Source organism: Paenibacillus tyrphae (genome assembly GCF_024158745.1).
Lineage (GTDB): Bacteria > Bacillota > Bacilli > Paenibacillales > NBRC-103111 > Paenibacillus_G > Paenibacillus_G tyrfis_A.
The window spans coordinates 122,721-146,559 of the sequence record NZ_JAMZAW010000008.1 but is presented as its reverse complement, the minus strand read 5'-3'; the positions used below and the strand labels follow the sequence as shown (position 1 = coordinate 146,559).

21 protein-coding genes are annotated in these 23,839 nt (G+C 55.8%); 12 read left to right on the top strand and 9 right to left on the bottom strand.

Going from position 1 to position 23,839, the window contains the following annotated elements; translation table 11 throughout:
- Window positions 1-148: 148 nt before the first annotated feature.
- Window positions 149-1,504: an FAD-binding oxidoreductase gene (locus NI000_RS13765; RefSeq protein WP_253411394.1), complete on the bottom strand. Its 1,356-nt coding sequence runs from the start codon at window positions 1,502-1,504 to the stop codon at window positions 149-151.
- 243 nt (window positions 1,505-1,747) lie between these two features.
- On the opposite strand from NI000_RS13765, the gene NI000_RS13760 reads away from it, so the two are divergent.
- The 5 genes from NI000_RS13760 to NI000_RS13740 are packed head-to-tail and all read left to right on the top strand — an operon-like array spanning window position 1,748 to window position 7,108.
- Complete coding sequence (locus NI000_RS13760) at window positions 1,748-3,397, top strand: spore germination protein (protein ID WP_253411392.1); 1,650 nt, start codon at window positions 1,748-1,750, stop codon at window positions 3,395-3,397.
- 14 nt (window positions 3,398-3,411) lie between these two features.
- Window positions 3,412-4,623, top strand: a complete 1,212-nt coding sequence (locus NI000_RS13755) for a Ger(x)C family spore germination protein (RefSeq protein WP_253411390.1) — start codon at window positions 3,412-3,414, stop codon at window positions 4,621-4,623.
- A 3-nt stretch (window positions 4,624-4,626) separates the two neighbouring features.
- Window positions 4,627-4,863 (top strand): hypothetical protein, encoded by a 237-nt coding sequence (locus NI000_RS13750; RefSeq protein ID WP_253411388.1) that lies wholly within the window; start codon window positions 4,627-4,629, stop codon window positions 4,861-4,863.
- Between the two features lie 23 nt (window positions 4,864-4,886).
- Window positions 4,887-5,984 (top strand): GerAB/ArcD/ProY family transporter, encoded by a 1,098-nt coding sequence (locus NI000_RS13745; protein WP_253411386.1) that lies wholly within the window; start codon window positions 4,887-4,889, stop codon window positions 5,982-5,984.
- Window positions 5,985-6,007: 23 nt separating this feature from the next.
- Window positions 6,008-7,108, top strand: a complete 1,101-nt coding sequence (locus NI000_RS13740; protein ID WP_253411384.1) for a GerAB/ArcD/ProY family transporter — start codon at window positions 6,008-6,010, stop codon at window positions 7,106-7,108.
- A 47-nt stretch (window positions 7,109-7,155) separates the two neighbouring features.
- On the opposite strand, the gene NI000_RS13735 is transcribed toward NI000_RS13740, so the two are convergent.
- From NI000_RS13735 to NI000_RS13725, 3 genes are all read right to left on the bottom strand, one after another.
- Window positions 7,156-7,875, bottom strand: a complete 720-nt coding sequence (locus NI000_RS13735) for a YqjF family protein (protein ID WP_253411382.1) — start codon at window positions 7,873-7,875, stop codon at window positions 7,156-7,158.
- A 25-nt stretch (window positions 7,876-7,900) separates the two neighbouring features.
- The gene (locus tag NI000_RS13730; protein ID WP_253411380.1) at window positions 7,901-9,331 is read right to left on the bottom strand and encodes an FMN-binding glutamate synthase family protein; all 1,431 of its coding nucleotides are present in this window, start codon (window positions 9,329-9,331) and stop codon (window positions 7,901-7,903) included.
- 128 nt (window positions 9,332-9,459) lie between these two features.
- The gene (locus tag NI000_RS13725; RefSeq protein WP_253411378.1) at window positions 9,460-10,584 is read right to left on the bottom strand and encodes an NADH-dependent flavin oxidoreductase; all 1,125 of its coding nucleotides are present in this window, start codon (window positions 10,582-10,584) and stop codon (window positions 9,460-9,462) included.
- A gap of 214 nt (window positions 10,585-10,798) precedes the next feature.
- Between NI000_RS13725 and fumC the strand changes: the two genes are divergently transcribed.
- Window positions 10,799-12,187 carry a class II fumarate hydratase gene (gene fumC / locus NI000_RS13720; protein WP_253411376.1) on the top strand — a complete coding sequence of 463 codons (1,389 nt, stop codon included), beginning with the start codon at window positions 10,799-10,801 and terminating at the stop codon, window positions 12,185-12,187.
- Window positions 12,188-12,238: 51 nt separating this feature from the next.
- Here fumC and NI000_RS13715 read toward each other — a convergent pair whose 3' ends face one another.
- Window positions 12,239-12,892 carry a TetR/AcrR family transcriptional regulator gene (locus NI000_RS13715; RefSeq protein WP_253411374.1) on the bottom strand — a complete coding sequence of 218 codons (654 nt, stop codon included), beginning with the start codon at window positions 12,890-12,892 and terminating at the stop codon, window positions 12,239-12,241.
- A 130-nt stretch (window positions 12,893-13,022) separates the two neighbouring features.
- On the opposite strand from NI000_RS13715, the gene NI000_RS13710 reads away from it, so the two are divergent.
- The 3 genes from NI000_RS13710 (at window position 13,023) to NI000_RS13700 (ending at window position 17,310) form a co-directional block, all read left to right on the top strand.
- Window positions 13,023-14,222, top strand: a complete 1,200-nt coding sequence (locus tag NI000_RS13710; RefSeq protein ID WP_253411372.1) for a cytochrome P450 — start codon at window positions 13,023-13,025, stop codon at window positions 14,220-14,222.
- 199 nt (window positions 14,223-14,421) lie between these two features.
- On the top strand, window positions 14,422-16,815 hold the full coding sequence (locus NI000_RS13705) for a type IA DNA topoisomerase (RefSeq protein WP_253411370.1): 2,394 nt from the start codon (window positions 14,422-14,424) through the stop codon (window positions 16,813-16,815).
- 87 nt (window positions 16,816-16,902) lie between these two features.
- On the top strand, window positions 16,903-17,310 hold the full coding sequence (locus NI000_RS13700) for a DUF4395 domain-containing protein (protein WP_253411368.1): 408 nt from the start codon (window positions 16,903-16,905) through the stop codon (window positions 17,308-17,310).
- 70 nt (window positions 17,311-17,380) lie between these two features.
- Here NI000_RS13700 and trhA read toward each other — a convergent pair whose 3' ends face one another.
- From trhA to NI000_RS13680, 4 genes are all read right to left on the bottom strand, one after another.
- On the bottom strand, window positions 17,381-18,055 hold the full coding sequence (gene trhA / locus NI000_RS13695) for a PAQR family membrane homeostasis protein TrhA (protein WP_253411366.1): 675 nt from the start codon (window positions 18,053-18,055) through the stop codon (window positions 17,381-17,383).
- Window positions 18,056-18,086: 31 nt separating this feature from the next.
- Window positions 18,087-19,427 carry an N-acyl-D-glucosamine 2-epimerase gene (locus tag NI000_RS13690; protein ID WP_253411364.1) on the bottom strand — a complete coding sequence of 447 codons (1,341 nt, stop codon included), beginning with the start codon at window positions 19,425-19,427 and terminating at the stop codon, window positions 18,087-18,089.
- Window positions 19,428-19,729: 302 nt separating this feature from the next.
- Complete coding sequence (locus NI000_RS13685; protein WP_253411362.1) at window positions 19,730-19,918, bottom strand: hypothetical protein; 189 nt, start codon at window positions 19,916-19,918, stop codon at window positions 19,730-19,732.
- A 93-nt stretch (window positions 19,919-20,011) separates the two neighbouring features.
- On the bottom strand, window positions 20,012-21,283 hold the full coding sequence (locus NI000_RS13680) for an MFS transporter (protein ID WP_253411360.1): 1,272 nt from the start codon (window positions 21,281-21,283) through the stop codon (window positions 20,012-20,014).
- A 240-nt stretch (window positions 21,284-21,523) separates the two neighbouring features.
- On the opposite strand from NI000_RS13680, the gene NI000_RS13675 reads away from it, so the two are divergent.
- The 3 genes from NI000_RS13675 to NI000_RS13665 all read left to right on the top strand — a co-directional run bounded on the left by NI000_RS13675 (window position 21,524) and on the right by NI000_RS13665 (window position 23,801).
- On the top strand, window positions 21,524-22,105 hold the full coding sequence (locus tag NI000_RS13675) for a TetR/AcrR family transcriptional regulator (RefSeq protein WP_253411359.1): 582 nt from the start codon (window positions 21,524-21,526) through the stop codon (window positions 22,103-22,105).
- A 128-nt stretch (window positions 22,106-22,233) separates the two neighbouring features.
- Window positions 22,234-23,259, top strand: coding sequence for a CobW family GTP-binding protein (locus NI000_RS13670; RefSeq protein WP_253411637.1), 1,026 nt, complete (start codon window positions 22,234-22,236; stop codon window positions 23,257-23,259).
- 71 nt (window positions 23,260-23,330) lie between these two features.
- Complete coding sequence (locus NI000_RS13665; RefSeq protein ID WP_253411356.1) at window positions 23,331-23,801, top strand: Fur family transcriptional regulator; 471 nt, start codon at window positions 23,331-23,333, stop codon at window positions 23,799-23,801.
- The last annotated feature ends 38 nt before the right edge of the window (window positions 23,802-23,839 follow it).

The following is a 23,839-nucleotide window of genomic DNA, read 5'->3' as shown; positions in this document are numbered from 1 at the left end:
TTATGAATTCCCAAAAATGGACAGGAGTAATACTATAGCACAACGGAGCTTGGCGTTGCAAGCGTTTTAAACGTTTTTTGCACAGGAGGCCACATCCATTATCGATCGTTGGGTCAGTCCGGCATATACTTATGATTTCAAAAAGAACTTACAACGGCGGAATGCTTTGTGCGAACCGGAATACGTTATCCGGGTCGTATTTCCGCTTGATCCGGCGCAGCGCGTCAAGATTGGAGCCGTAATACGCTTGAGCCCAGTTGGGGTCGAAGATATTAGGGTAATTGACGTACTGGCCGTATGTATAAGGCAGCAATGCCTTCCGAATGCCCTCGGCCCAGCGGATATGGGCATCGTCAGCCGCCGGATCGTCCCATTGGGTGATATACTGCATATGAAAGCTTGCCCGGCGATGTACGAATGCCGTTGCATGGGGTGATATCCGCCCCGGACGGCCTCCCAAGCTTTCTAAGATGATCATGCAGATCGGACTCGGGGCCGCATGAAGGAATGCGGCAATCGTCGATATCGCCTGTGGCGGCAGAGGACTGTACACGAAGGCGCCGCTATTTTTGAACCTGTGCCGGCGCTCGGGAGTCATCTGCCACTGCGCATGCTCCTTTTTCAAGCCGCCAAACCGGTACACCGCCTCGAGATAAGGCACGGTCATGATCTCCGTTTCGACGGGTGTTCCAACCGCAAGCAGCGGAGCGAGCAGCTCGTGGAGCCGCCGCTCCGGTCCGACATATTGACCGGATGAATAGCAATAGTCATTCGAGCTGGCCGAAAGGACGAGCGAAGGGGTCAGCCGTTCGTCGACCGACGGTGCCCAATGCTGCCATACGTTCAGCAGCAGCGGCAGATCCCGCCAAGGCCAGACGATCCGGTAGATGGCAACGCTAGAGACCGGGTGTACCCGAAACGTAAACGAAGTGGCGATGCCGAAATTCCCGCCGCCGCCACCGCGGGAGGCCCAGAGCAAATCCGCATGCTCGCGGTCGTTGGCACGGATCACCTGGCCGCTGGCAAGCACCGTTTCAACCTCTAGCAGCTGGTCGCAGGTGAGTCCGAGCAGCCGGGAGAGGAATCCGTATCCACCGCCCAGCGTCAGCCCAGCGATCCCGACAGTCGGGCAAGTTCCGCCCGGTACGGTGACGCCCTCTCGCCACAACGCTTCATAGAGCGAAAGCTGCCGGATGCCGGGTTGGACGGCGGCGGTTCTATTCACGGGATCGAACCATACGCCGTTCATCGGGCTGACATCGATGACGATTCCGCCGTCTGCGAGCGTGAAATCCTCGTAGCAGTGCCGACCGCTGCGCACGCGGAGCGGATAGCCGTTCTCACGCGCCCAGCGAACCGCATTCACGACATCTCGGACATGCCCGCAAAAGACGATGGCCGCCGGATATTTCGAGAACCGGGCATTAAAATTCATCCTCGCGTCATCATAATCCGCGCTTCCGGGGAGCACAATCCGCCCGGTAAGCGCGCGCGTCGATCTCATGCTGCGGCTCAACCCCTTTATTCAAAGTCAAAGTCCCCGCCGTTCATTCCAATATATTCATAACCTAGCTGCTCCATGAGGCGACAATGGGGTCAAGTAAGAGCCTCCTTGGACAGGCGGGCTATTGAAGGTATATCGGACACCATATTATGGCCCCAATCCAATCCTATGCATGATATGGAATAAAGTAACTGCTTGCGATGAATACTAGTTGCATTAACTTAAGATTGAGGTCGAGGAACCATGCAGCATTTTTCTCGCAGCAACCCAAGCATGAACCGCTCGCCGGCCTCACAGCAAACCAACCAGCAGGAAGGCGGCAACAAGGCGCCGGGCAGAGACAATAACCCTTCGAACGGCGGGAAACCGTTGGATAGCGCGCTGCAGAATAATTTGGAAGCTATCCGATGCCAGTTTGGGAATAGCTCCGATCTTATTGTCAGGAAGATCGGCGTCGGACCGAGTGCCGCGGTCCAATGCGCATTTGTCTACATCGGAGGCCTTATCGATTCCCAATCCGTATTCCGTTTCATGGACTCGTTTCTTGCCGATGCCGAGAAAAACGAGTTGGCCGATTCCCATCAGGTGATGGCCAACATGGATTGGATTTTGCGGCATTTGCCCGTCACCGTCGGGGATATCCATGTCGAAATCCAACTCCAAACCGTATATTCCTCCTTGCTTACAGGACATACGGTGCTTCTGATCGACGGGTGCCGGCAAGCGTTGTCGGTGAACACAAGCGGAGGGGAATACAGAAGCGTTAGCGAACCTACGTCTCAAACCGTCGTCCGCGGGCCGCAGGAAGGATTTACCGAATCCGTTCATACGAACATAGCCATGATCCGCAGAAAAATTAAAAGCTCGAACGTGAGGGTGGAGTCAAAGCAAATTGGGCATGTGACGCAAACGGACGTCTGCATCATGTATATTCATGGCATTGTCAATGAAGATATTCTCCGGCGCGTACGCGACCGTCTTGCACAAATCGATATTGACGGCATCCTGGAAAGCAACTACATTGAGGAATTTCTTCAGGATAGCAAATATTCCGTTTTTCCGACCGTTAACAATTCCGAGCGTCCGGATGTGATCGCCTCAGCCTTGCTTGAGGGACGTGTCGCCATCCTGATTGACGGAACGCCCTTTGTTCTGGTCGTGCCGGCGGTGTTTACCCAGTTTCTGCAGGCGGCTGAAGACTACTATCATCGGTCGGATTATGGGTTGATCCGCATATTGCGATATATGGCGCTTGTCATATCTTTGCTTGCGCCCTCGCTCTATATTGCGATCACTACCTTTCATCAAGAGATGATTCCGACGACTCTGCTGATCAGCCTTGCCGGACAACGGGAGGGGATTCCTTTCCCGGCTCTGATCGAGGCGCTGATGATGGAGGTAACGTTCGAGCTTTTGCGTGAAGCAGGCATTCGCATGCCCAGAGCGGTCGGAACCTCGATCTCGATCGTAGGCGCTTTGGTGCTGGGAACAGCGGCGGTCGATGCAGGGCTGGTTTCTCCGGCGATGGTCATTATCGTATCGATTACGGCGATTTCCGGATTTATATTTCCTAGTTTCGAGCTAGGAATTTCGGTGAGGGTTCTTCGTTTTGTGTTTATGGGGCTGGGCGCATCCTTCGGGATTTTCGGCATCATTGTAGGACTTGTCGTGCTAGTGCTGCACTTGAGCCACTTAAGCTCCTTCGGCATCCCGTACTTGTCGCCGATGGCGCCGTTCAGGCTATCCGATCAAAAGGATGCCATCGTGCGGGTTCCATGGTGGCAAATGTATACACGTCCCGACGCTTACCATCCAATGAATCAGCAGCGCGTTCCGAAAGAACACGATCCGAATGAAAAACAGCACGACCAGGGAGAGCAGACTCAAAGGTAAGGGGGAGGACGTACTTGCAGCGAATCGCTTTATTGATCCTGTGCCATCTAATCATGGTGTCGACGCTTACCGGTTGTTGGAGCCGGCGGGAGCTGAACGACATTTCCATTGTCGTCGGCATGGGTATCGATAAACAAGATGGCGAATATTCGCTGTCCGCGCAAGTCGTCATTCCCGAAGCCGTATCGTCCAAGCAGGGTGCGGGGGGAGGAATCCCGACCTCCATCCTGCAATCGACGGCCCCAACGATGGTCGAAGCCATACGTAAGATGCTCAAAACCTCTCCAAGGTACTTTTACTTATCGCATCTGCGGGTGCTGGTGATTAGCGAAGAGGTGGCGCGCGAAGGGATTCAAGACATTTTGGACTTCTTTTCGCGAGACAATGAGCTTCGCGCCGATTTTTACATCCTGCTGGCCAAAGGTCAACGCGCGGAAGAAATCTTGAGCGTTGTCACGAGGCTTGAAAAATCGCAGGCTACCAAGCTGTTTAAATCCTTGGAGTGGAACCGGAGATTAACCGGGGAAACGGCAAACGTATTTTTGGACGAGCTGCTGGCCAACTTGACCAGTACGGGGAAAATGGCCGTGCTGTCGGGTGTTGAAATCGTAGGGAATAAAAAACAGGCGGAACAAATCAAGAATGTACAAAAAACGACCAGCTTTGCGCATTTCAAGATGACTTCGATCGGCGTATTCAAAGACGATAAGCTGATCGGTTGGTTAAACGAATCCGAAAGCAGAAGCTACAACTATATTACCGGGAAAATCAGAGGCGCGGTGGAAAGGGTGGCCTGTCCGAAGAAAGACAGCTTGGACCTGCGCGTGAATCAGGTCGAAAGCAAAATCAAGGCCAATGTCGTGAAAGGAAAGCCTCAGGGCAGGGTGGATCTGTTCATAGAGACCGACGTTTCGGAAGTGAATTGCGTCATCGATTTGGATAAACCCGAGTCGTTGTACGCGCTTGAAAAAAAGTTAACGGAGAAATTGCAGGCATCCTTGCGCCAGGTGGTCCGCAAAGCGCAGAAAACGTACGGCTCGGACATTTTCGGCTTTGGCAACGCGATTCATCGCGCCAATCCGAAAGCTTGGAAAAAGCTGAGCAAGAATTGGAAAAAAGAGTTCGTAAAGATGCCTGTTGCCATTTCCGTCGAAGTGAAAGTCAGACGTACCGGAACGCAGTCCAATTCGTTTATTAACGATATCCAGAAGAAGAAGGAGCAATAGGTCATGCTGGCGATTGCAGGCATTCTTGCTTTCGGAGCGGTTATCGTTTGGATGGAAGTGCCCTATCTGCTGAAGAACAAGAGAAAGAAGGACTTGTGGGTGTTTTCCATCCTGTTGACTTTAGGTCTCGGATTAGCTGTCGCCAAAAGCATGCGGGCAGAAATAGCGAATCCGTTGGAATGGATCGCGCTCTTGTACAGACCGCTCAGCAATTATGTATTCGGGCTGTTGGAATCATAGGATTAGCAGGCAGGTGACCAGGCATGAATGATCGGATCAATGCTAGACAATTTCTGCTGCTTGTCATTTTTTTTACGATTGGAAGCTCCGTCTTGTTCGTGCCTTCAGTTACCGCGGCAACCGCCAAACAAGACGCATGGATCTCCATCGTCACCGGAACCGGACTAAGCCTTCTCCTCGTGTATCTGTATATCGCCGTTGCGGATCGTTATCCCGATCTAAGCATGGTGGAATTGAGCCAAAAATTGCTCGGCAGATGGCTTGGAACGGTGGTCTCCATCTTTTTGATCATCAATACGTTTGTCGTCGGAGCCGTATCGTTGGTCGACTTCGCAGGAACGTTCGTAAGCAGGCAGATCATGCCCGATACCCCGGTATATGCAGCCAATACGCTTTATGTACTATCGGCAGTCATCGGTTTGCGGATGGGATTGAGAACGATAGCCCGTGCTGCGGAAGCGATGTTCCCCCTAACTATGGTGCTGTTTGTCATCATGATCTTAACCGTGTCGCCCAATATGAATACGGATAATTTACTGCCTGTACTCGAAGTGGAATTCAAACCGTTCATCAAGTCCAACATAGCGTATTTGGGGTTCTCGACCTTTCCCACCGTCTTCTTCTTGATGATGTATCCTTCTTGCGTGAGGGAAGGAAAGAAAGCCTCGAAAGCTTTTTTGCTCGGTACCCTTCTCGGAGGACTGTTTTTGCTGGTTATTACCGTAGCATGTATCGCCGTGCTAGGAGCGGAGGGGACGGCCCGTCAAGCTTATCCCAGCTATACACTGGCCAAGAAAATCAATATCGCCAATTTTTTCACGCGGATCGAAGTGCTTATGGCGACATTATGGCTTATCGCGCTGTATTTCAAGCTGATCGTTTATTTTTACGCAGGGATGAGAGGCTTGGCGCAATTGTTTAAAATACAAGACTATCGCGCTCTTGTGCTGCCCTTGGGGGTGATTTCCCTTGCGCTCTCCCGCATTTTATATTCCAGCGCCGCTTTCAGGCACGAGTGGGATGGGAAGATATGGCCTGTGTATGTTGCAACCTCCGGTTTACTTATTCCCTTGCTTCTGTTGGGGACAGGGGCCGTCAGAAAAAGAATCCGATCACGCTAATTCGATAAGAGGGGGGGAGTCTGGTGGACAACGATAAAAAAATAACCGTCAGGCAATTTCTGATGATGGTCATTCTTTTCTCGATCGGCAGCTCCATCTTGTTCCTTCCGTCAGGTACCGCCGCATATACGAAACAAGGAGCATGGATTTCCATCATAGCCGGTATGGCGACGGGAATTCCGATTATTCTGCTGTTCTTGAACTTGGCCCGCCGCTACCCCGACATGACCTTTGTCGAAATCAGCAACCGGCTGCTTGGAAAATGGCTGGGTACAGCCTTTTCGCTCTATTGGATTTTAACTTCTTATCTTGGCGGAGCGACAACGTTGGTTTATTACATGGGCAATTTTATCACGACACAAATCATGCCCGAAACGCCGGAGTACACGATTAATATCATGTTTACCGGCATCGTCGTCATGGGTCTTTTGCTCGGATTGAATACACTGGCTCGTGCTGTGGAGGTGTTGTTTCCGGTCGTTATCGTGCTGTTTTGCGTTTTGATCGTATTCGTCTCTCCCAAAATACAAATCGAGCATTTCCTGCCCGTCATCGATGTCGAAATCAAGCCGTTCATCAAGGCTGTCTTATCGTATATCAGCTACACGTCGGCTCCTGTTGTCTTTTTTTTAATGATTTACCCCTCTTCCGTACGGGGAGGGACAAAAGCTGCGAAGGCGCTGCTGATAGGAAACCTGCTCGGAGGCGTGCTGTTATTGATCATTACGGCGGTATCCGTCGGCGTGTTGGGGGCGGGACCGACAGCCCGGCAATTTTATCCCAGCTATGCGCTTGCCAAACGGATTAATATTGGTAATTTCGTTACGCGAATCGAAGTCATCGTAGCCACATTTTGGATCATCGGGCTTTATTACAAGACGGCCATCTACTTCTACACCATGCTGAAGGGGACCGCGCAATTGTTTAACGTGCGCTCTGAGCGTGTGCTTGCGCTGCCTCTGGGGCTGATCATGTTGGTTTTGTCTCTGATTTGCTATCCAAATTCCGCATATCAACTGCAATGGGATGAGCGGACGTGGTCGATGTACGGTCCGACGGCCGGGCTGATCTTTCCGCTGGTGCTGCTTGCCGTCGATACTTTTCGCAAAAAGAAAAAGCCGTAACAGCAGATCACGGCTTGTAATATAAAACGACGGCACTCCTCGGCCGTTTATTTCTGCGCCTTGAGGCATGGTCCGATAAGGGCGCGGGTTCCCCGGGAATAGTGGAGCAGGGCAGGGGTCCCCAGCTCCAATCCGAATCCGCGCATCAACGTGTTGCAGACGATGTCGGCTTCAGCCGTTTGCAGCCTCCAAGGTTCGTGATACACCTCTCCCCGGTACAATCCGCCGCTGCGGGCGCATCGGCAATAGTAGATATAACGCTCCATCAGCCAGTGCTCGATCGTTCCTTGCCGGGCGGCGAACGGGGCGGAGACAGGGCGGTACGTGGCACTGAAGACTTCTTCCGATCGGGAGGCCGGGGGCCGCCGGCTTTGAACTGCAATGCCTAGGCCGTCCGCGCGTAAGCGCATCTTCGCTTGATGATACGGAAGCCGGTACCACTGCTTGGCGATAGGAACGAGCAGGGGATGGGACGCGTCCATGGACAAAAAAATGATGGCGGATTCCCCGCCCGAACGGATATACGTCCGGACGTTAATCTCCGGAAACGAGCGCATCCAGGGCAGAGAAGGCATGTATTTCAATCGTATTCCGCCGATGCGGAAGGGAAGGATGCCGATCCACGCCTGTCCATCCCAAGTATCGATATCCAGCGCCTCAGGCACGAAGGAACGGATCGCATCGACCGGAACGGGCCAGTGAGCGAACAGGAAATGCTCCCAAGTCTGCTTCATCGTCCATCGGAAAGCGGGCATCGGCGTATTCAACTCGCTCCTCCCTTTCTGCAACTCGTCATCCATGCGGATTCGTTCCCGGCTTCTCCCACGGTTCATAGGCCAATTTTACTTTGGTCACATGACTGGTCCATGCATCGAGGGCCACCATATCGTCGGCATTGACCTCCCGCAAAGCGCGTTTGCCGAGCGCGCTGATCGCCAGCTTCATCTCATCCGTGCAAGAGTTTAAAAAGTTTTCCAAATAAATGGCTGCCTCTTCTTCGTTAAACTTTTCCTGCATCATTCCGGTGTAGTAAGTAAGCTGCGTAGGAGGTTCCCAAGGCACGGTTTTCATCACTTGATCGTGCGTCATGGCCCATAACAAAGAGGTGCCCATATACACTCCATCGGCTCCCAAAGCAATGGCTTTAAGGCATTCGCCAGGCTGCGAATACGCGCCTCCGGTCAGAAGGCTGATCGAGTCCTTTACGCCCCGTTGGCGAAGATAGCGGACCGCGCGCGACAAGGCGTAAATCGTCGGCAGCCCGAAATCGTCTTCCAGAATCGGCGCGCCGCCTTTCGTCCCCGCTTGGCCTCCGTCGAGGCTGATAAAGTCGACGCCGGCTTGAATGGCAATTTCCAGATCGTGCTCCAGAACGGCGCTGGCGCATATTTTTACGCCGATCGGCACACCTCCGGTCAGCTGCCGAAGCCGCTCAACCACTTGCTTGAGATCCTGCGGGCTTGAAATATCTTTATGGCGGCTCGGAATGACGGTGATTTCCTCGTTCTGCACCTGCATGATCTCGCTGGCTCTTCCTTCCAGATCGACGCCTTGCAGGACACTTGCCGTTCCCGCCAGCGCTCCTTGACCGAAGCGGATTTCAATCGCATCGGCTTGCTTTAAAATTTCGGGCGATTTGGACCAATGGCCCGAGTTGTATTGAATAATCAAGTGTTTGGCATTCTGCCGTTCCTCCGGCAAAAATCCTCCTTCGCCGGTATTTGTGCTTGTCCCGGCTTTGGCCGTTCCTTTGGCGATGGCGATTTTTACTTTTTCGCTTAAGCCTACGCCATAGCCCATCCCGGCAGCGAGTATGGGAATGCGAAGCACCAGCGGCTTTTGCGCTTTGGGCCCAATGACGGTTGTCGTGTCGATCTCGACGTCCTGTTCCGTAGGAAGCGTAGACAATTGCGCGGGAGAGAACACGAGTCCCTCGAAATGAAGAAATTTGCGCGGACTTCCGAACGGACGTTCGATCACGGCGCCGGAAGCGGCGCGAAGGCTGTTCTCTACGACGGTAATGGGATTGATCCGGGTCATCGCCGTTACCATTTCCCAGATGTTGGATTCGTAAGGGTTGGACATTAGCCGTTTCGTAAAGCGCCCGACGATCCACTTGATGATGCCTCTTGAGCACAAAAGGGCGAGCATGCCGGAGAGAACGACGGCCGCAAGCGATCCGACAAACGAGCCGAACATAAACCAAGCCCATTTCGTTGACATAAGAAAGACCTCTTCCGATTCGAATCGTTATTTTAGAGAAATGCAGGGTTAGTGTGTGCACGAAAGAGGTGGAATATACCAAATAAGGGATTTTCATCATCGGATTAGCCGCTCATGGAGCGAAATCTTTAAGAGGTGCCCGGGAACCATCCCGAATCGCCCCAAATCATCCGCCATAGCGGGTCCGGGATAACGAGACGCCGCTGGGCGTCGGCCCGGAGCGTCGTTTCGATGTCCGCCTCGCGTCCTTGCTTGACCTTCTCGATCCAGTCGGGATTGATCACCAGCCCGCGGGCGAGCGAAATGAGATCGATGCCGGTTTCGTATGCTTCCAGCGCTTCGTCGGCTGTGTAGATCGAACCCCCGCCGATAACCGGCGTACGGCTCCCGACCGCTTCCTTGATCGACTCAAGGCGGGTGCGGGTAACGTCAGCTTCGCGGCGGGGCCGGGAGCGGTAATCGTTCGTCAGCACGTGAATGTAATCAAGCTCTTGCTTCGCCAGCACATCGGCCAAATGCAGCGCATCGGCCATCGTAAGCCCTGGCGTTGTCGCTTCTTCGGGGGTGAAGCGGTATCCGACGATAAACGGGCTGTCGGCGTGTCGGGCGATGGCTTTCTTTATCTCGTCGATAACCGCAAGTGGAAAGGCCAGTCGCTTCTCGACGCTTCCGCCCCAACGGTCGCTGCGGCGGTTGCCGTGCGGAGAATAAAACTGCTGGAGCAGCAAGCCGAAAGCGCCGTGGATCTCGATTCCGTCGAATCCGGCGATAATGGCGCGGCGCGAGGCTTCCCCGAACTGCCGGATCAGCTCCTCGATCTCATGCGACGCCAGCGCCCGGGGGAGAACGAACCCTCCGGCTTCATCTTTAATCGCGCTCGGGCCGACGACGTCGCCGTTCGGCACGAGTTCGGGGTCTGCGTTGCGTCCGCTATGATGAAGCTGCAGGACGGCTTTCGTTCCTTGCGCTTGAATGACTCGGGCCCAGCGAGTCAGCTCCGGTATCATATCGTCGCGGTCAGCAGCTGGTTCCCCGGCAACGTCTTGTCCTCCCGGGGCGATGTAGGCGCATGCCGTAATGACCATGCCGGCGCCTCTGGAGCGCCGGGCTATAAAATCCAGCTCCTCGTCGGTCAACGTTCCGTCCGGACGGGACGAATAGTGAGTCATCGGTGCGACGACGATCCGGTTGTCAAGCGTGATACCGCTCCGCAGGGTGAGCGGTTCGAACAAAGGGGCATAAAGTGGATTCATAAGACGGATTCGACCTTTCTTTGGAAATATAGTATACTATTATGTATGTTAAGTTGATTTAATCAAAAGGCCGCACAAAAATCAATCCTTTTCTACGGTTGCGGTCCGATAGGCGGAAGCGGCCGGTCGATCCGGCGGCGCCCAAGGCTTTTTAATTTTTTCCAAGATGGGTAATCTTAACTGAGATGTACTTATGTTAAGGAGGGTGCTAACGATGGAATTCCGAACCGAAAGAGACACGATGGGCGAAATTCAAGTGCCTGCGGACAAATTATGGGGCGCTCAAACCCAGCGCAGCAAGGAGAATTTCAAGATCGGCACGGAGCGGATGCCGCTGGAAATTGTCCGGGCGTTTGCGCTGCTGAAGAAGGGGGCTGCGGCAGCCAACCTGAAGCTGGGCAAGCTGGAGCCGGAAAAGGCGGAAGCGATCGCCCAAGCGGCCGATGAAGTTAGCGGCGGACAATGGGACGACCATTTTCCGCTTGTCGTATGGCAGACTGGCAGCGGCACGCAGTCCAACATGAATGCAAACGAAGTCATCGCCAGAAGGGCGTCACAGCTGCTCGAAGCGAAAGGAAGCGGGCTGCGGATTCACCCGAACGACGACGTGAACCGCTCGCAAAGCTCGAACGATACGTTCCCGACCGCGATGCATATCGCCGGCGTGCTGGCGGTGCGGCAGCAGTTGCTCCCCGCTCTGCAGCGGCTCAAGGAAACGCTGGGGAATAAAGCCAAGGAATTTGAGGATATCGTCAAAATCGGACGTACGCATCTGCAGGATGCGACGCCGCTGACGCTCGGGCAGGAAATCAGCGGCTGGTGGGCGATGCTCGAGAAGACGGAGCGGATGATCCGCGAAAGCTTGGAGCCGATGCGGGAGCTGGCGATCGGCGGCACGGCCGTCGGAACGGGCTTGAACGCCCATCCGAAATTCGGCGAGACGGTGGCCGAGGAAATTTCCCGCTACACGGGAGAAACCTTCGTCTCGGCCGAGAACAAATTTCACGGGCTGACCAGCCACGATCAAATCGTATACAGCCACGGCGCGATCAAAGCGCTTGCCGCCGATCTGATGAAGATCGCCAACGATGTCCGTTGGCTGGCAAGCGGCCCGCGCTGCGGCATCGGCGAGCTGCGCATCCCGGAGAACGAGCCGGGCAGCTCGATTATGCCGGGCAAGGTGAATCCGACCCAGAGCGAAGCGATGACGATGGTCGCCTGCCAGGTGATGGGCAACGATGCGGTGATCGGCTTTGCCGCCAGCCAGGGGAATTTTGAATTGAACGTGTTCAAGCCGGTCATTATTCACAACTACTTGCAGTCCGTTCGTCTGCTGGCGGACGCGATGGATTCGTTCAACGAGCATTGCGCCGTCGGCATCGAGCCGAACCGCGAGGTCATTCAGCGGTACCTGGACGAATCGCTGATGCTGGTTACGGCACTGAACCCGCATATCGGCTACGAGAAAGCGGCGGCCATCGCCAAATCGGCGCATAAGGAAGGATTAACGCTCAAGGAAGCGGCGATCCGGAGCGGCTATTTGACGGAGGAGCAATTCGTATCGATCGTGCGTCCGGAGGATATGATTCATCCGAAAGAATAGACGGTAAAGAGACAGCCTGCAACGGGCTGTCTTTTTCTATCTCTTGCCGGGCTACTTTTTCAAGCCTGCAGATTGAATGGGGCTCAGTTGGGTCATGCGCGTGAACATCAAGGCGATGTCCCACGGCGTATAATCGCGTCCTTGTTCAAGCCAATATTGAACGATGCCCAGATGCGCGGAGATTAAATAAGCCATCAAATAATCCCACGGAACCGGCATGCGGTCATCGCTGTAGTGGAACTCGTTGAACTTGTCCATTAAATGTACTTGCATGAACTCCTTGAACTTCACGGAAAAGGCCGGGTCCCCCTTCGGTCCCAGCATCACGCTGAAAAAGCGGGCATGCTTACCGAAATATTCGAAGAGCCGGACCGTGAACGGAAAGGGGGTATCCCGGGACTCGTGCATGACCAAATCCAGCGGATCGAACGTTTGGGCGATCTTTCGAAGCCCCTGCATCATATCTTCGGTGATTCGCTCCAGAAGATCGAATTTATCGGCAAAATGCAAATAAAAGGTGCCCCGGTTCAGGCCCGCTTTTGACGTGATATCCTTCACTGTGATTCGTTCGAAACCATGCTCCTCCATCAGCTCAAGCAGCGCCTCCCGCAGCATGTGCATCGTCCGGACAATTCTGGGATCGTTCGCATTCTCGGTCACTTCCGTCAGTCCTTTCGCTCCAATATGTTGTGTAAAAGTTGTCAAATATAGGTTGTTTTTTGATTGTTTAGTAGACATTTTCCGCCGGACTGTCCATGGTATCGTCTCCAGTTAACACTATAATAGACAGTGTGATCATTAATCAACACAAAGTTCATTTTAGGGAGGCCTATTTATGGAAAAGTCCGCTATTACCGATTTTGGTCAAGTCCGCGAGCTTAGCACTCCGGAAGAGCGTTTCAACCCGTTCAAATGGTATCGCAAAATGAGAGAGGAGGCCCCCGTCCATTGGGATGAGGAGCGCCACACGTGGGATGTTTTCGGCTACGAGGAAGTGAAGACGGTTTTGGATCGGAAGGAGGTCTTTTCGTCCCGTGTTTTTCGCGACGGGAAGTCACTTTTCGAGAACGGTCTCCTTAATCTCGACCCGCCAAAGCATACGCAGATGCGCGACATTGTCAATAAAGCTTTTACCCCCAAAGCGATGAAGGATTGGGAGCCGCGGATTCAAGCAATTACCAACGAATTGCTGGATGCTGTCGGAGGAAAACGGGAAATCGATCTTGTCGAGCAATTATCGTACCCTCTTCCGGTTCTGGTGATTGCCGCCATGCTTGGAGTTCCTGCGAAAGACAAACGGAAATTTAAAGATTGGTCCGATCAGGCCGTTGCGGGGCCGGCAAACAACAGCGAAGAAGCCAAAAACGAGCAGCACCGGAAGCAGCAACAGGTGGTCGGAGAGCTTTATGCCTATTTCAAGGAAATCATCGAGCAGAAAAAACAGGAGCCCACGGACGACATCATTTCCGTGCTGCTTCAGGCCAGTGTGGATGGACAGAGCTTGACGGAAGAGGAAATCGTCGGATTTTGCATATTGCTGCTCGTTGCCGGGAACGAAACCACGACCAATTTGATTACCAATGCGATCTACACGTTCATGGAATACCCGGAGGTGTACCGGCAAATCAAAAATCAGCCGGACGAGTTGCTGCCTGCCGCAATTGAAGAAGTGCTGCGTTTCCGTTCCCCCGTGCAAGCTTCATTCCGTATCGTGCAAGAGGACGTCGTCTTGGGAGGGAAAAAGCTGCGCGCAGGGGAATACGTCATCGCCTGGATGGGTGCGGCCAATCGCGACGAAAAGCAGTTTCAGGATGCGGAGCAGTTCGTGGTGCCGCGCAAGCCGAATCCGCATATGGCCTTTGGCCGGGGCATTCATTTTTGTCTCGGAGCACCGCTGGCCCGCATGGAAGCGGAGATCGTCTTAAAAGAATGGATCCGGCGGTATCCCGACTTCCGGTTAAGCGCGGGCTTTACTTTAAAGCCGCTTGAAAGCACGTTCGCGTACGGAATCAAAGAGCTGCTGCTCAACGTTTAAGGGGGCTAAAAGGTTCAGCGCAACAGCAGGTCGGTTAGGTCAACCGGCCTGCTGTTTTTTTGCGCGTTTTTCCAAGGAACGGGTCGACGGGAAGGGGGTTATGGTATAATATGATGAAGCACGTTTTCGAAATACGGCTTGGCAAATGCCGGTGCCATAGACTATAAGTTCCATTGGCATAGGAGAGGAAAGTTGACGGATGAAGACGCTTGTTATCGCCGAGAAGCCGGACATGGGGCGCAATATTGCGGCTGCCATCGAGCCGAAGGCGAAAAATCAACGCACGCATATTGAAGGCGAGCAGTATATTATCACCTGGGCCATCGGGCACCTGATTGGCCTCGCCGAACCGGATGCGTACGATGATAAATACAAAAAATGGAATTTCAACGATTTGCCGATCATTCCGGACCGGTTCAAGCTTGTGCCCAATCCGAAGACGAAGGACCAACTCAAGGTCATCGCCGAGCTGGCCAAACGGAGCGGGCAGCTTATTAACGCTTGCGACGCCGGGCGGGAGGGGCAGCATATTTTTTCCCTCATCCAGCGGCACCTGAAGCTGTCTCATCCGGTCAAGCGGTTGTGGATTTCCGACCTGACGCCGGAGACGATCCGCAAAGGCTTCGCCGAGCTGCGCGAGGGCGCGGAATTCGAGCCGCTGACGAGGGCGGCCCGGGCGCGGAGCGAGGCGGATTGGCTGATCGGGATGAACGGCTCGCGAGCGTTTACGACGAAGCACCGCGAGCTGTTGTCCGTCGGGCGGGTGCAGACACCGGTGCTGGCGCTACTGTACGACCGGCAGAGGGAGATCGAGGCGTTTACGTCGAGCAAGTACTACGAAGTCGAAGCATGGTTCACGCAAGGGGAGACGAAGTACCGCGGGCTGTGGCAGGGGGACAAGCTGACCGACGGCGAGAAAGCGGCGGCGCTGGCTGCCAAGGTCAAAGGGAAGATCGGCCGGATCGAGAGCTACGACGTCAAAGATACGAAGGAGTACCCGTTCAAGCTTTACGATTTGACTTTGCTGCAGCGCGAAGCGAATGCGAAGTTCGGCTTTTCCGCCAAAAAAACGCTTGATCTCGCCCAAGCGCTTTACGAGAAGCATAAAGCGATCAGCTACCCGCGGACGAACTCCAACTATGTGACCGAGCAGAACATTCCCGAGATGCATCGGGCGCTCGACCAGCTCGGCAAGACGGGCTATGCGCCGCTGGTCCAGCAGGCGGACAAAAAGCTGGTGCACAAAAACAATAAAGCAGTCTGCAATCCGGCCAAGGTGGAAGATCACCATGCGATTTTGCCGACGCACAAAATGCCAAGCGGGCTTGCGCCCGACGAACAAAAGCTGTACGACTTGATCGTACGGCGGTTTTTGTCGCATTTTTATCCCGCGGCGATGTACAAGCTCCATACGATCGTGACGTTGGCCGAGGGCGAACGATTCAAGAGCACGGTGAAGCAGCTGCTGTCTCTGGGCTGGAAGGTCATCTATGCCGACCAGAAAAAGGAAAAAGAAAAGCCGTCCCGGGGCAAGGGCAAAGCCGACCGGGAGCAGGAAGAGGATGCCGTCGCCGAGGAGGAGACCGACGCGCCGTTCGCGCTTGATCCGGTGCAGGACGTGCTGTGCAAGGACAGCGCGGCGAAGGAGAAGGAGACCCAGCCGCCGAAGGCGTATACCGAAGGCACGCTGCTGAAGGCGATGGAGAGCGCGGGCAAGCAGATCGAGGACGAGGAGCTGCGCGACGCGATGAAGGATTCCGGGCTTGGAACGCCGGCGACACGCGCTTCCGTCATCGAGCGGCTGAAGCAGGTCGGCTACGTCGTCATGCAGGGCAAGCGCATCGCGATCACGCCGAAGGGCCGCACGGCGGTCGAGCTGATCCGCGGCGCTGGCGTCGAACTGCTGACGTCGCCGGAGATGACCGGGCAGTGGGAGCGGCGGCTGAACGAGATCGCGCGCGGCGCGGCGTCGGACGAGACGTTCATGAAGAACGTCGAGCGTTTTGCCGCCCTGATCGTCGAGAAGGTGCGGGGGCAGAAGCCTGCGGCGAAGCAGGCGTTCGAAGGCGATGCGCCTTCGAACGCCCCGCGCCAGCGGCGCAAAAGCGGCGCGGCGGCCAAGGCCGCGCCGGAGGGCACCGCCCGCGCGTCCGGCTCCGCGCGGGGCAAGCGCAGCGCGCGCGCAGCTGCGGCCGCGGACGAGCCGCCTGCGGCGGAAGCCGTGCGCCCCGCGAATGCGCAGCGCGCACGGTCCGCCCCGGGCGGCGAAGGCGCCGCAGCGCCGGCGCCGCAGCCGGCCGCCCCAGCGCCGGTGGCGGCGCTGGGCGCGTGCCCGCGCGCGGGCTGCCGCGGCAGCATCATCCGCGGCAAGCGCGGCTATGGCTGCAGCGCGTACAAGACGGGCTGCACCTTCGTGATCTGGAAGGACAGCTTCGGAGCCTCGCTGACGGACGCTGCCATCGCGTATTTGTTGAAGCACGGGCGCACCGCGCTGATGAGGCTGGTCGACGAGCGGGGACGGCCGGTCGAAGGGCGGCTCGTGCTGCAGGACCCGAACACGGGACAGCTTAGGCTGGAGCCGGTTTCCTCTTAGGAGCTTGGCCGTCGGCAAGCATACGTCGGCGCGGCAGGCTCCCGACCGAGGAAAGCTATTTTTATCGTGGGGTGAATTCGAGCGCCTATGAAAGAAATTCCCATTCCGTACGTCCGCGCGAACCAGGCCGGCATTGTCCTGCTGGTTGTGCTTGCGGTAGCGCTGCGCCAGCCGTCGCTGATCGCCGCCTTGTGGGCGATTCAAGTGCTTGGCTTGTGGCAGGGCATTCGCGCCAATCTGATCGTACAGCTCGCCGCCCCGCTGCTCCGCAGCCGTGTGGCGGGCGCGCCTAGCGAGTCGCGGGAGCTGCTGCGGCTCAACAACGCGATAACCGTCGTGCTCCTTACCTTGTCGCTGTTTGCGTTTTGGGTGAATCCCGGCGGCTGGCTCGGATACGTTCTCGCCGGCATCGTGGCGCTTGCCGCGCTCGCGGCTCTATGCGGCTTTTGTCTCGGCTGCTTCCTGTATTACCGGTTCAAGCGCCTCCGCAAATAACGTCGAGGTTACAGACATACAAAAAGCTTTCACCGCAGAGTCTGCGTGAAAGCTTTTTTGCCGTCATGCCTTACCAAGGCAGCACGTAGAAATAGACGGAACAAAAGTGGCAGATGCTTCCTCCTAGCACGAACACGTGCCATACGGTGTGGGCATAAGGGAGCTTGCGCCATAAATAAAAGACTGTGCCGGCCGTATACAGCAGCCCTCCGGCGACCAGCCAGCCGATTCCGGCTGCGGGAAGCTGCTCCTGAAGCGGACGAAACGCGAACATGACCATCCAGCCCATCGCGATATAGAACAGCGTCGAGAGGACGTTAAACCGCTTGACGAAAAACAGCTTGAACACGATGCCCAGCAGCGCAAGTCCCCATACGACGCCGAATAAGCTCCACCCCAGAGGGCTGCGAATCGTCACGAGCAAGAACGGGGTATAGGTGCCTGCGATAAGCACGTAGATGGCGGAGTGGTCCATAATTTCGAACAGATCGATCCAGCGCGCCTTGCGGGCGCTATGCAGCAAGGTGGAGCAGACGTACAGCAGAATGAGAGAGACGCCAAATACGGTAAAGCTGACGATATGCCAGACCGTGCCGTTCTGCAGCGAATGAAGCAGCAGCAGAACGAGAGCTGCGACGCTGAGCCCGGCGCCGATGCCGTGGCTGATGGCGTTGGCCCGCTCTTCTTTCCAAGACGATAAAGTCAACTTGCATACATCTCCTGTCGATTGATGGATTTCTTCCATTATAACCCACGACCGGAGAAATGACCAACTCTTAGTACCAGCCCGCAACCGGGATCGGAAAGCCTTGGGGCGATTCGTTCCCCGACTCGTCGGGAATGAGCCTCAGCTCGGGAGTATCGCGGACTCCTTCCGCGAACAGCTCGAACGACACGCGTGGAAAATCGGCTTGCAATACAACGACATTGCCGTCTACTTGAATGACGCGGATCGCAAGCTCCAGCGGCTGTCCGCCGGCGACGCAGCGGTAATGCCAAGGTTCTGCGGCGGATTCGGCATCCACGCGCTTGTTGAACTCCAGCACCGCCAGCTGGCGGTCCGGACGGTGGACCCGCAGCACCCGGGGCGGTTCCCGGTACATCGGCAGGCTGATGGAATACTCGTAGGCCGTCCAGAACCGGTAACCGAGCTCGCCCGCCGATTTGGCGAACTCCCGGATCCAGGTTCGGCTGCGTCGCATCCGGGCCAGCGAACCGATATCCGTCTGGATGCCCAGCGGGATGCCCGGATGAACGGCACGGATGCTCTCCGCGAAGGGCCGGTAGTGTCTTATGTAATCGGGCGGCAGATGCACCCGCATCCAGTCGGGCCAATGGGTCTGGAGCATGTGGGCGTCCGGGCGGACCGTCCGGATCATTTCAACGGCATCCACGCCCTGATACTCGCGAAGCGCTCCGACGGGGTCTTGACCGGCATCCACCGCAAGGGACCACGTTGCGATTTTGATATCGGGTCTCGTCTCGCGGACCCCGCCGGATCCGTTGATCAGCTCGTTCAGAAAGGCGTTCACCGCCTGTACCCGAAATTCGATCCACAGCAAGTAACGGCCGCGGTCCTTTTTGTAGTACAGCGGAGAGGAGGAGTAACGAAATTCCGGCATGTCGCTGCCGCTGAACTGCTTGAACGCCGCCCGGGCATACGGGCCGACATCGCCGTACACGCCGCTTGCGAGTCCGTTCCACTCGGGAAAATACGGCTCGGCCACCTCGAACCCCGTAAACGGATGCGTGCGAACGAGATGGGCGGCCGCCGCTTTTTTCCATGACATATAGCGGTGGCTGAAAGGGGACAGTCGGGTAAACCCGTCGTTGACCGGCTTCAGCAGCGTCATTTGCCACTCCGGCCAATCCGGAGGCAAATTTTCGGTCGTGAACGTCCCGTTGCCGATCACCATCGCCCAGACGTCCATGCCGCGCTCGCGAAGCGCCGCTACGAGCCGGCCGTTCACCCGGGTTTCATCCGTCACAAAATAGCGCACGGTACGGAATCCGGCCAGTTCCAGCTCGGAGGCGACGCTTTCGGGGGAACGGCCGAGATAATAAGCAAAGGTCGGATCGATTTGAATCGTAGGCCGACTCGGGGTGCGGACAGACATGCGTATCCCTCGCTTTCCTTCATACATAACGGTAACCGACTTCTTCTTAAAGAAACGTTTCCTTCCATAGTACGCTCCACGCTCCGCGGATTCAAATTAGAAGTCCGAGGACGCTTGCGGAACGCAGCCCTTTTGCCGCCTTTCAAGGGCCGTATGCTTCCAAAGCCTTCGGATTATTTATATGAGCCGGCTACCAGAAAAATTTGCCCATCGGCCTTTTTATTGTTGCCATCTACAATTGATCAGCCCATAAAGAAACGCCTCTCGCATGCGAGGGCGTTAAGTCCGAGGAGATCGGATGGTTATACGGTGCCGTCTTTCGGTTTGCCATGATCAACAATAATGCCGACGAGAACGAGAACGGCGCTGACTCCATTCGCGATATCGTTAGTGAGATTGTCGGGGATGTCGTATCCGAAGCTGCCCAAGGCAAGCTTCGCGCCACCAAGAACACCTAGAATGAACGCTGGCTTTTTCCATTTATCACGCATAGGCCCAACCTCCTTTTCGATGGACTCCATATATTCATATGAGTCTTCAAAAAAAAGGAGTGGACTACCGAAGAAAAAGGGTATTGTCCAAGTTCATGCGGACGTCAAGCGCCGGGTCAGCCCCCAGAACAGCAGCGCAAGACCGCTTATGGCCGCGCCCAGCAGACAGACGCCGGTCCAACCGGCCCGCGCGTACATGAGCGTCGAGGAAATCGAGCCGACCGCGCTGCCGATCGAATAGAAGATCATGTACGCGCCGGCGAGACGGCTGCGTGCTTCCGGGCGCACGTTGTAAATCATGCTCTGATTGGTGACGTGCACGGCTTGCACCGCGAGATCGAAGAGAACCACTCCGGCGATCAGAGCCCATAGGGAGCGTTCGGTCAGACTGATCGGCAGCCACGAAACCAGCAGCAGCGTCAGCGCGATACCGGTGGTCCGCTGTCCGAAGCCGCGGTCTGCGAGCCGTCCTGCACGCGCCGCCGTTAACGCTCCCGCTACGCCCACGAGTCCGAACGACCCGATCGCGGTATGGGAAAGCGACAACGGCGGCGAGCTGAGCGGCAGCACGAGCGAGGTCCACAGCACGCTGAACGAGGCAAAAATAAGCATCGCGATGATACCGCGGATGCGCAGCACCGGCTCCTGTACGAATAAAGCGAATACGGAGCGCAGCAGTTGAGGATACGTCATCGACACCTTCCCGTGATCTTCACGCGGCAGTACCCGGAGCAAGAGCCCGGCCATGAGCACTGTCAATCCGGCTGAGACGAAATACACCGAACGCCAGCCTGCGAGATCGGTCAGCGTTCCGGCGACGGTTCGGGCAAGCAGAATGCCAATCACCACACCGCTTGTTACCAGGCCGACGACCCGACCTCGCTCGGAGGGCGCAGCCAACGTCGAAGCGTAGGCCACAAGTGCTTGCGTCACCACGGCAAGCAGGCCGACCGCACCCATGCCTGCGAGCAGCACGGCGGCGGTAGAGGCGGTGCCGACCACGATAAGCGCCAATACGGACAGCAGCATTTGGCCGACGATCAGTTTCCTGCGGTTTACCAGGTCCCCGAGCGGGACGAGCATAAGCAGTCCCAGCGCATAGAAGATCTGAGTGGCCGTGATGACAATGCCTACGGCGGCGCGGTCAATGCCAAGCTCGCTTGCCATCGCGTCGAGCAGCGGCTGCGCATAGTAGACGTTGGCGACAGCTAGCCCGCAGGCGATGGCAAACAACAGCTCGACAGAGCGAGACATCGCCGGCGCGGAAGCCTGTTCCTCTGCGGCTAAAGGCCCTTGCGGCACCTCCGGTTTTGCCCCGCTGCGGTCTCCAGCAAGAAGCCCCGTCTTTTTTTCAAGCGTATCCATCGTTTTAACCTCCTGAATAGTATAAGTATTTTGTACCAAGAAGTATATTGTACCGTTTGGTATGTAATGTGCTTCGTAAATATAACTCTCGTTCAAGTCTGCTGTCAAGAGGTAGATTGACCGGGAAGTGAGCTGAAATTCCAGTGTAGTGCGTCTGCGGAACGCCGGCGGAATTTGACAACAGCGGTTTCAAGGCCTAAAATCATTGTATACTAATCGATATGAAATGAGGCTATTCTTATGGTACGGCCAAGGGCGTTTGATGAAGACAAGGCTTTGGATGCCGCAATGCGGCTATTTTGGGAGAAGGGGTACGAAGCGACTTCTTTAAGCGATCTCACGTCCGGAATGGGCATACAGCGCCCAAGCCTTTATTCGGCCTTCGGAGACAAGAAGGAGCTGTTCGAAGCTGCGCTGCGCAAATATACGCGCGCTCACTCCTCCTACGTCCGGTCCAAGCTGCAAAACGCTTCTTCCGTCAAGGAAGCGTTCCGGTCCTATTTCGAAGGGATTGCGGCGGAAGCAGAGGAGGAAGGGCCCTACAAGGGATGCTTCTGCATCAACGTCATGGTGGAGCTTGCGCCGCATGACGCCAAACTCGAGGTTCTCACCAGAGAGCATCAGATGTATCTGGCTGCCCTGTTTCAAGAAACGATCGAACGTGGAATACAGTCGGGAGAGCTGAAGCAAGTCGGCAGCGCCAAGGTGTTGGCCCACACTTTGCTCGTGTCGGTCATCGGACTTACCGTGCTGATGAAATCCCGTCCTGAACGTTCGGTTGCGGACCATTGTATCGTGACGATCCTCGAATTGTTAAAGTAACTTGACCGGTCAAGATTTTAATAATAAAAATTACGATTAATTGACAGGGCCAATCGGACGGAGTAAAATTTGAAAAAAAGAAGGGCAACGCCTGACTTGTGAACATAAACGGAAAGCGGTGTATCGACTTGAAGGAAGAACGATCGGTTCCGGTTCATATTTTGACCGGATTTTTGGGCAGCGGCAAGACGACGCTGCTGACCCGGGCGCTGGATTATTATAAGCTGAGCGGCAGGAAGCCCGCCGTTCTGATGAACGAGCTGGGCGACGTGAACCTGGACGGGATGCTCGTGGACGAGGACGTACCGATGACCGAAATGCTCGGCGGCTGCATCTGCTGTACGATTCGCGGCGATCTGGGCATGGAGCTGAAGCAGCTGATCGAGGAGCATCGGCCGGACGTCGTGTTTGTGGAATGCACGGGAGCGGCCAACCCGATCGAGATGCTGGACGGTGTCACGGATGCTTCGCTCCTGACGAAGGTGGAGCTGAAGTCGGTCATTACGGTCGTCGATGCGGCGCAGCTCAGCGAGCGCTCGCACAGTCCGGTGGGCAAGACGTTCCGGCTCATGCAGGATCAAATTCGCTGCGCGACGCGCATTTTGCTCAACAAGACGGATCTTGTGCCCCCGGCGGAGCTCGTGCGTCTGGATACGCTGATCCGGGAGCTGAATCCGGCAGCCCCGATTCTGCCGACCGTGCGCTGCGAGATCGAGCTGTCCTTGTTCGACCGCCTTGAAGGCGGCGTAGCGGAGCGGCACCAGGCGGCTTCCGCTTGCGGCTGCGGACATGAGCATGCGGAGGGCGGAGCCTGCGGAACCGGAGGTCATGATCATGACCACGAGCACGGAAGCGATGCGCATCACCATAGTCACGAGCATGTGATGGTCTATACGCATTACTTCGCACGGCCGGTGGACAGCGAGCGGTTTGAAGCGCTGATCGGACGGCTCCCGCAGGAAATTTACCGGGCCAAAGGCATTTTGCGGTTCACCGATACGGTCAGTCCGTTCCTGTTCCAATATGCGTACCGCGAGATGGATTTCGTGAAAATAGCGCCGAAGGAAGAGCTGCCCAGCGTGGCGGTGTTTATCGGCGAGCACTTTGACCGGTCCTCTCTGGCGGCCGAGCTGGCGGCTCTGGAAGGCCGGTAACCTTGACTCCCGCTGCGGATTCAGGCATTATTAGTAGTATCCGATAGCGTATTCATAGGGAAGAGGTAGGTATGGGAAATCACGAGCATGAGGTTCAGTCGACCGTTCAAGATATTTTGAAGGCCATGTCGGCCAAAGGCTGGCGCATTACCGACCAACGGAAGAGCCTTGCCGCCTTGTTCGCCGAAGCGACCGGCTATTTGTCCCCCAAGGACGTTTATGATTATATGAAGCAGCCTTATCCCGGCGTCAGCTTCGATACGGTGTACCGCAACCTGCGCCTGCTGAGCGAGATGGGTGTTCTGGAACAAATTTACTTAAACGACGGACTGAAATTCCGCGCCCGCTGCCAGTCGCACCATCATCATCATCTCATTTGCATGAACTGCGAGAAAACGGTGCCTTTCGAATTTTGCCCGATGAAGCAGATCGACAATCTGCCGTCCGATTTTCAAATCGTCAATCACCGGTTTGAAATTTTGGGCTACTGCGGCGACTGCGCGCCGGCGGAATCCCGCGAAGCAGGAACGGAAAAGCATTAATACAGCTAGGCTGCCATCATCGAAGACAGTGTACCCGC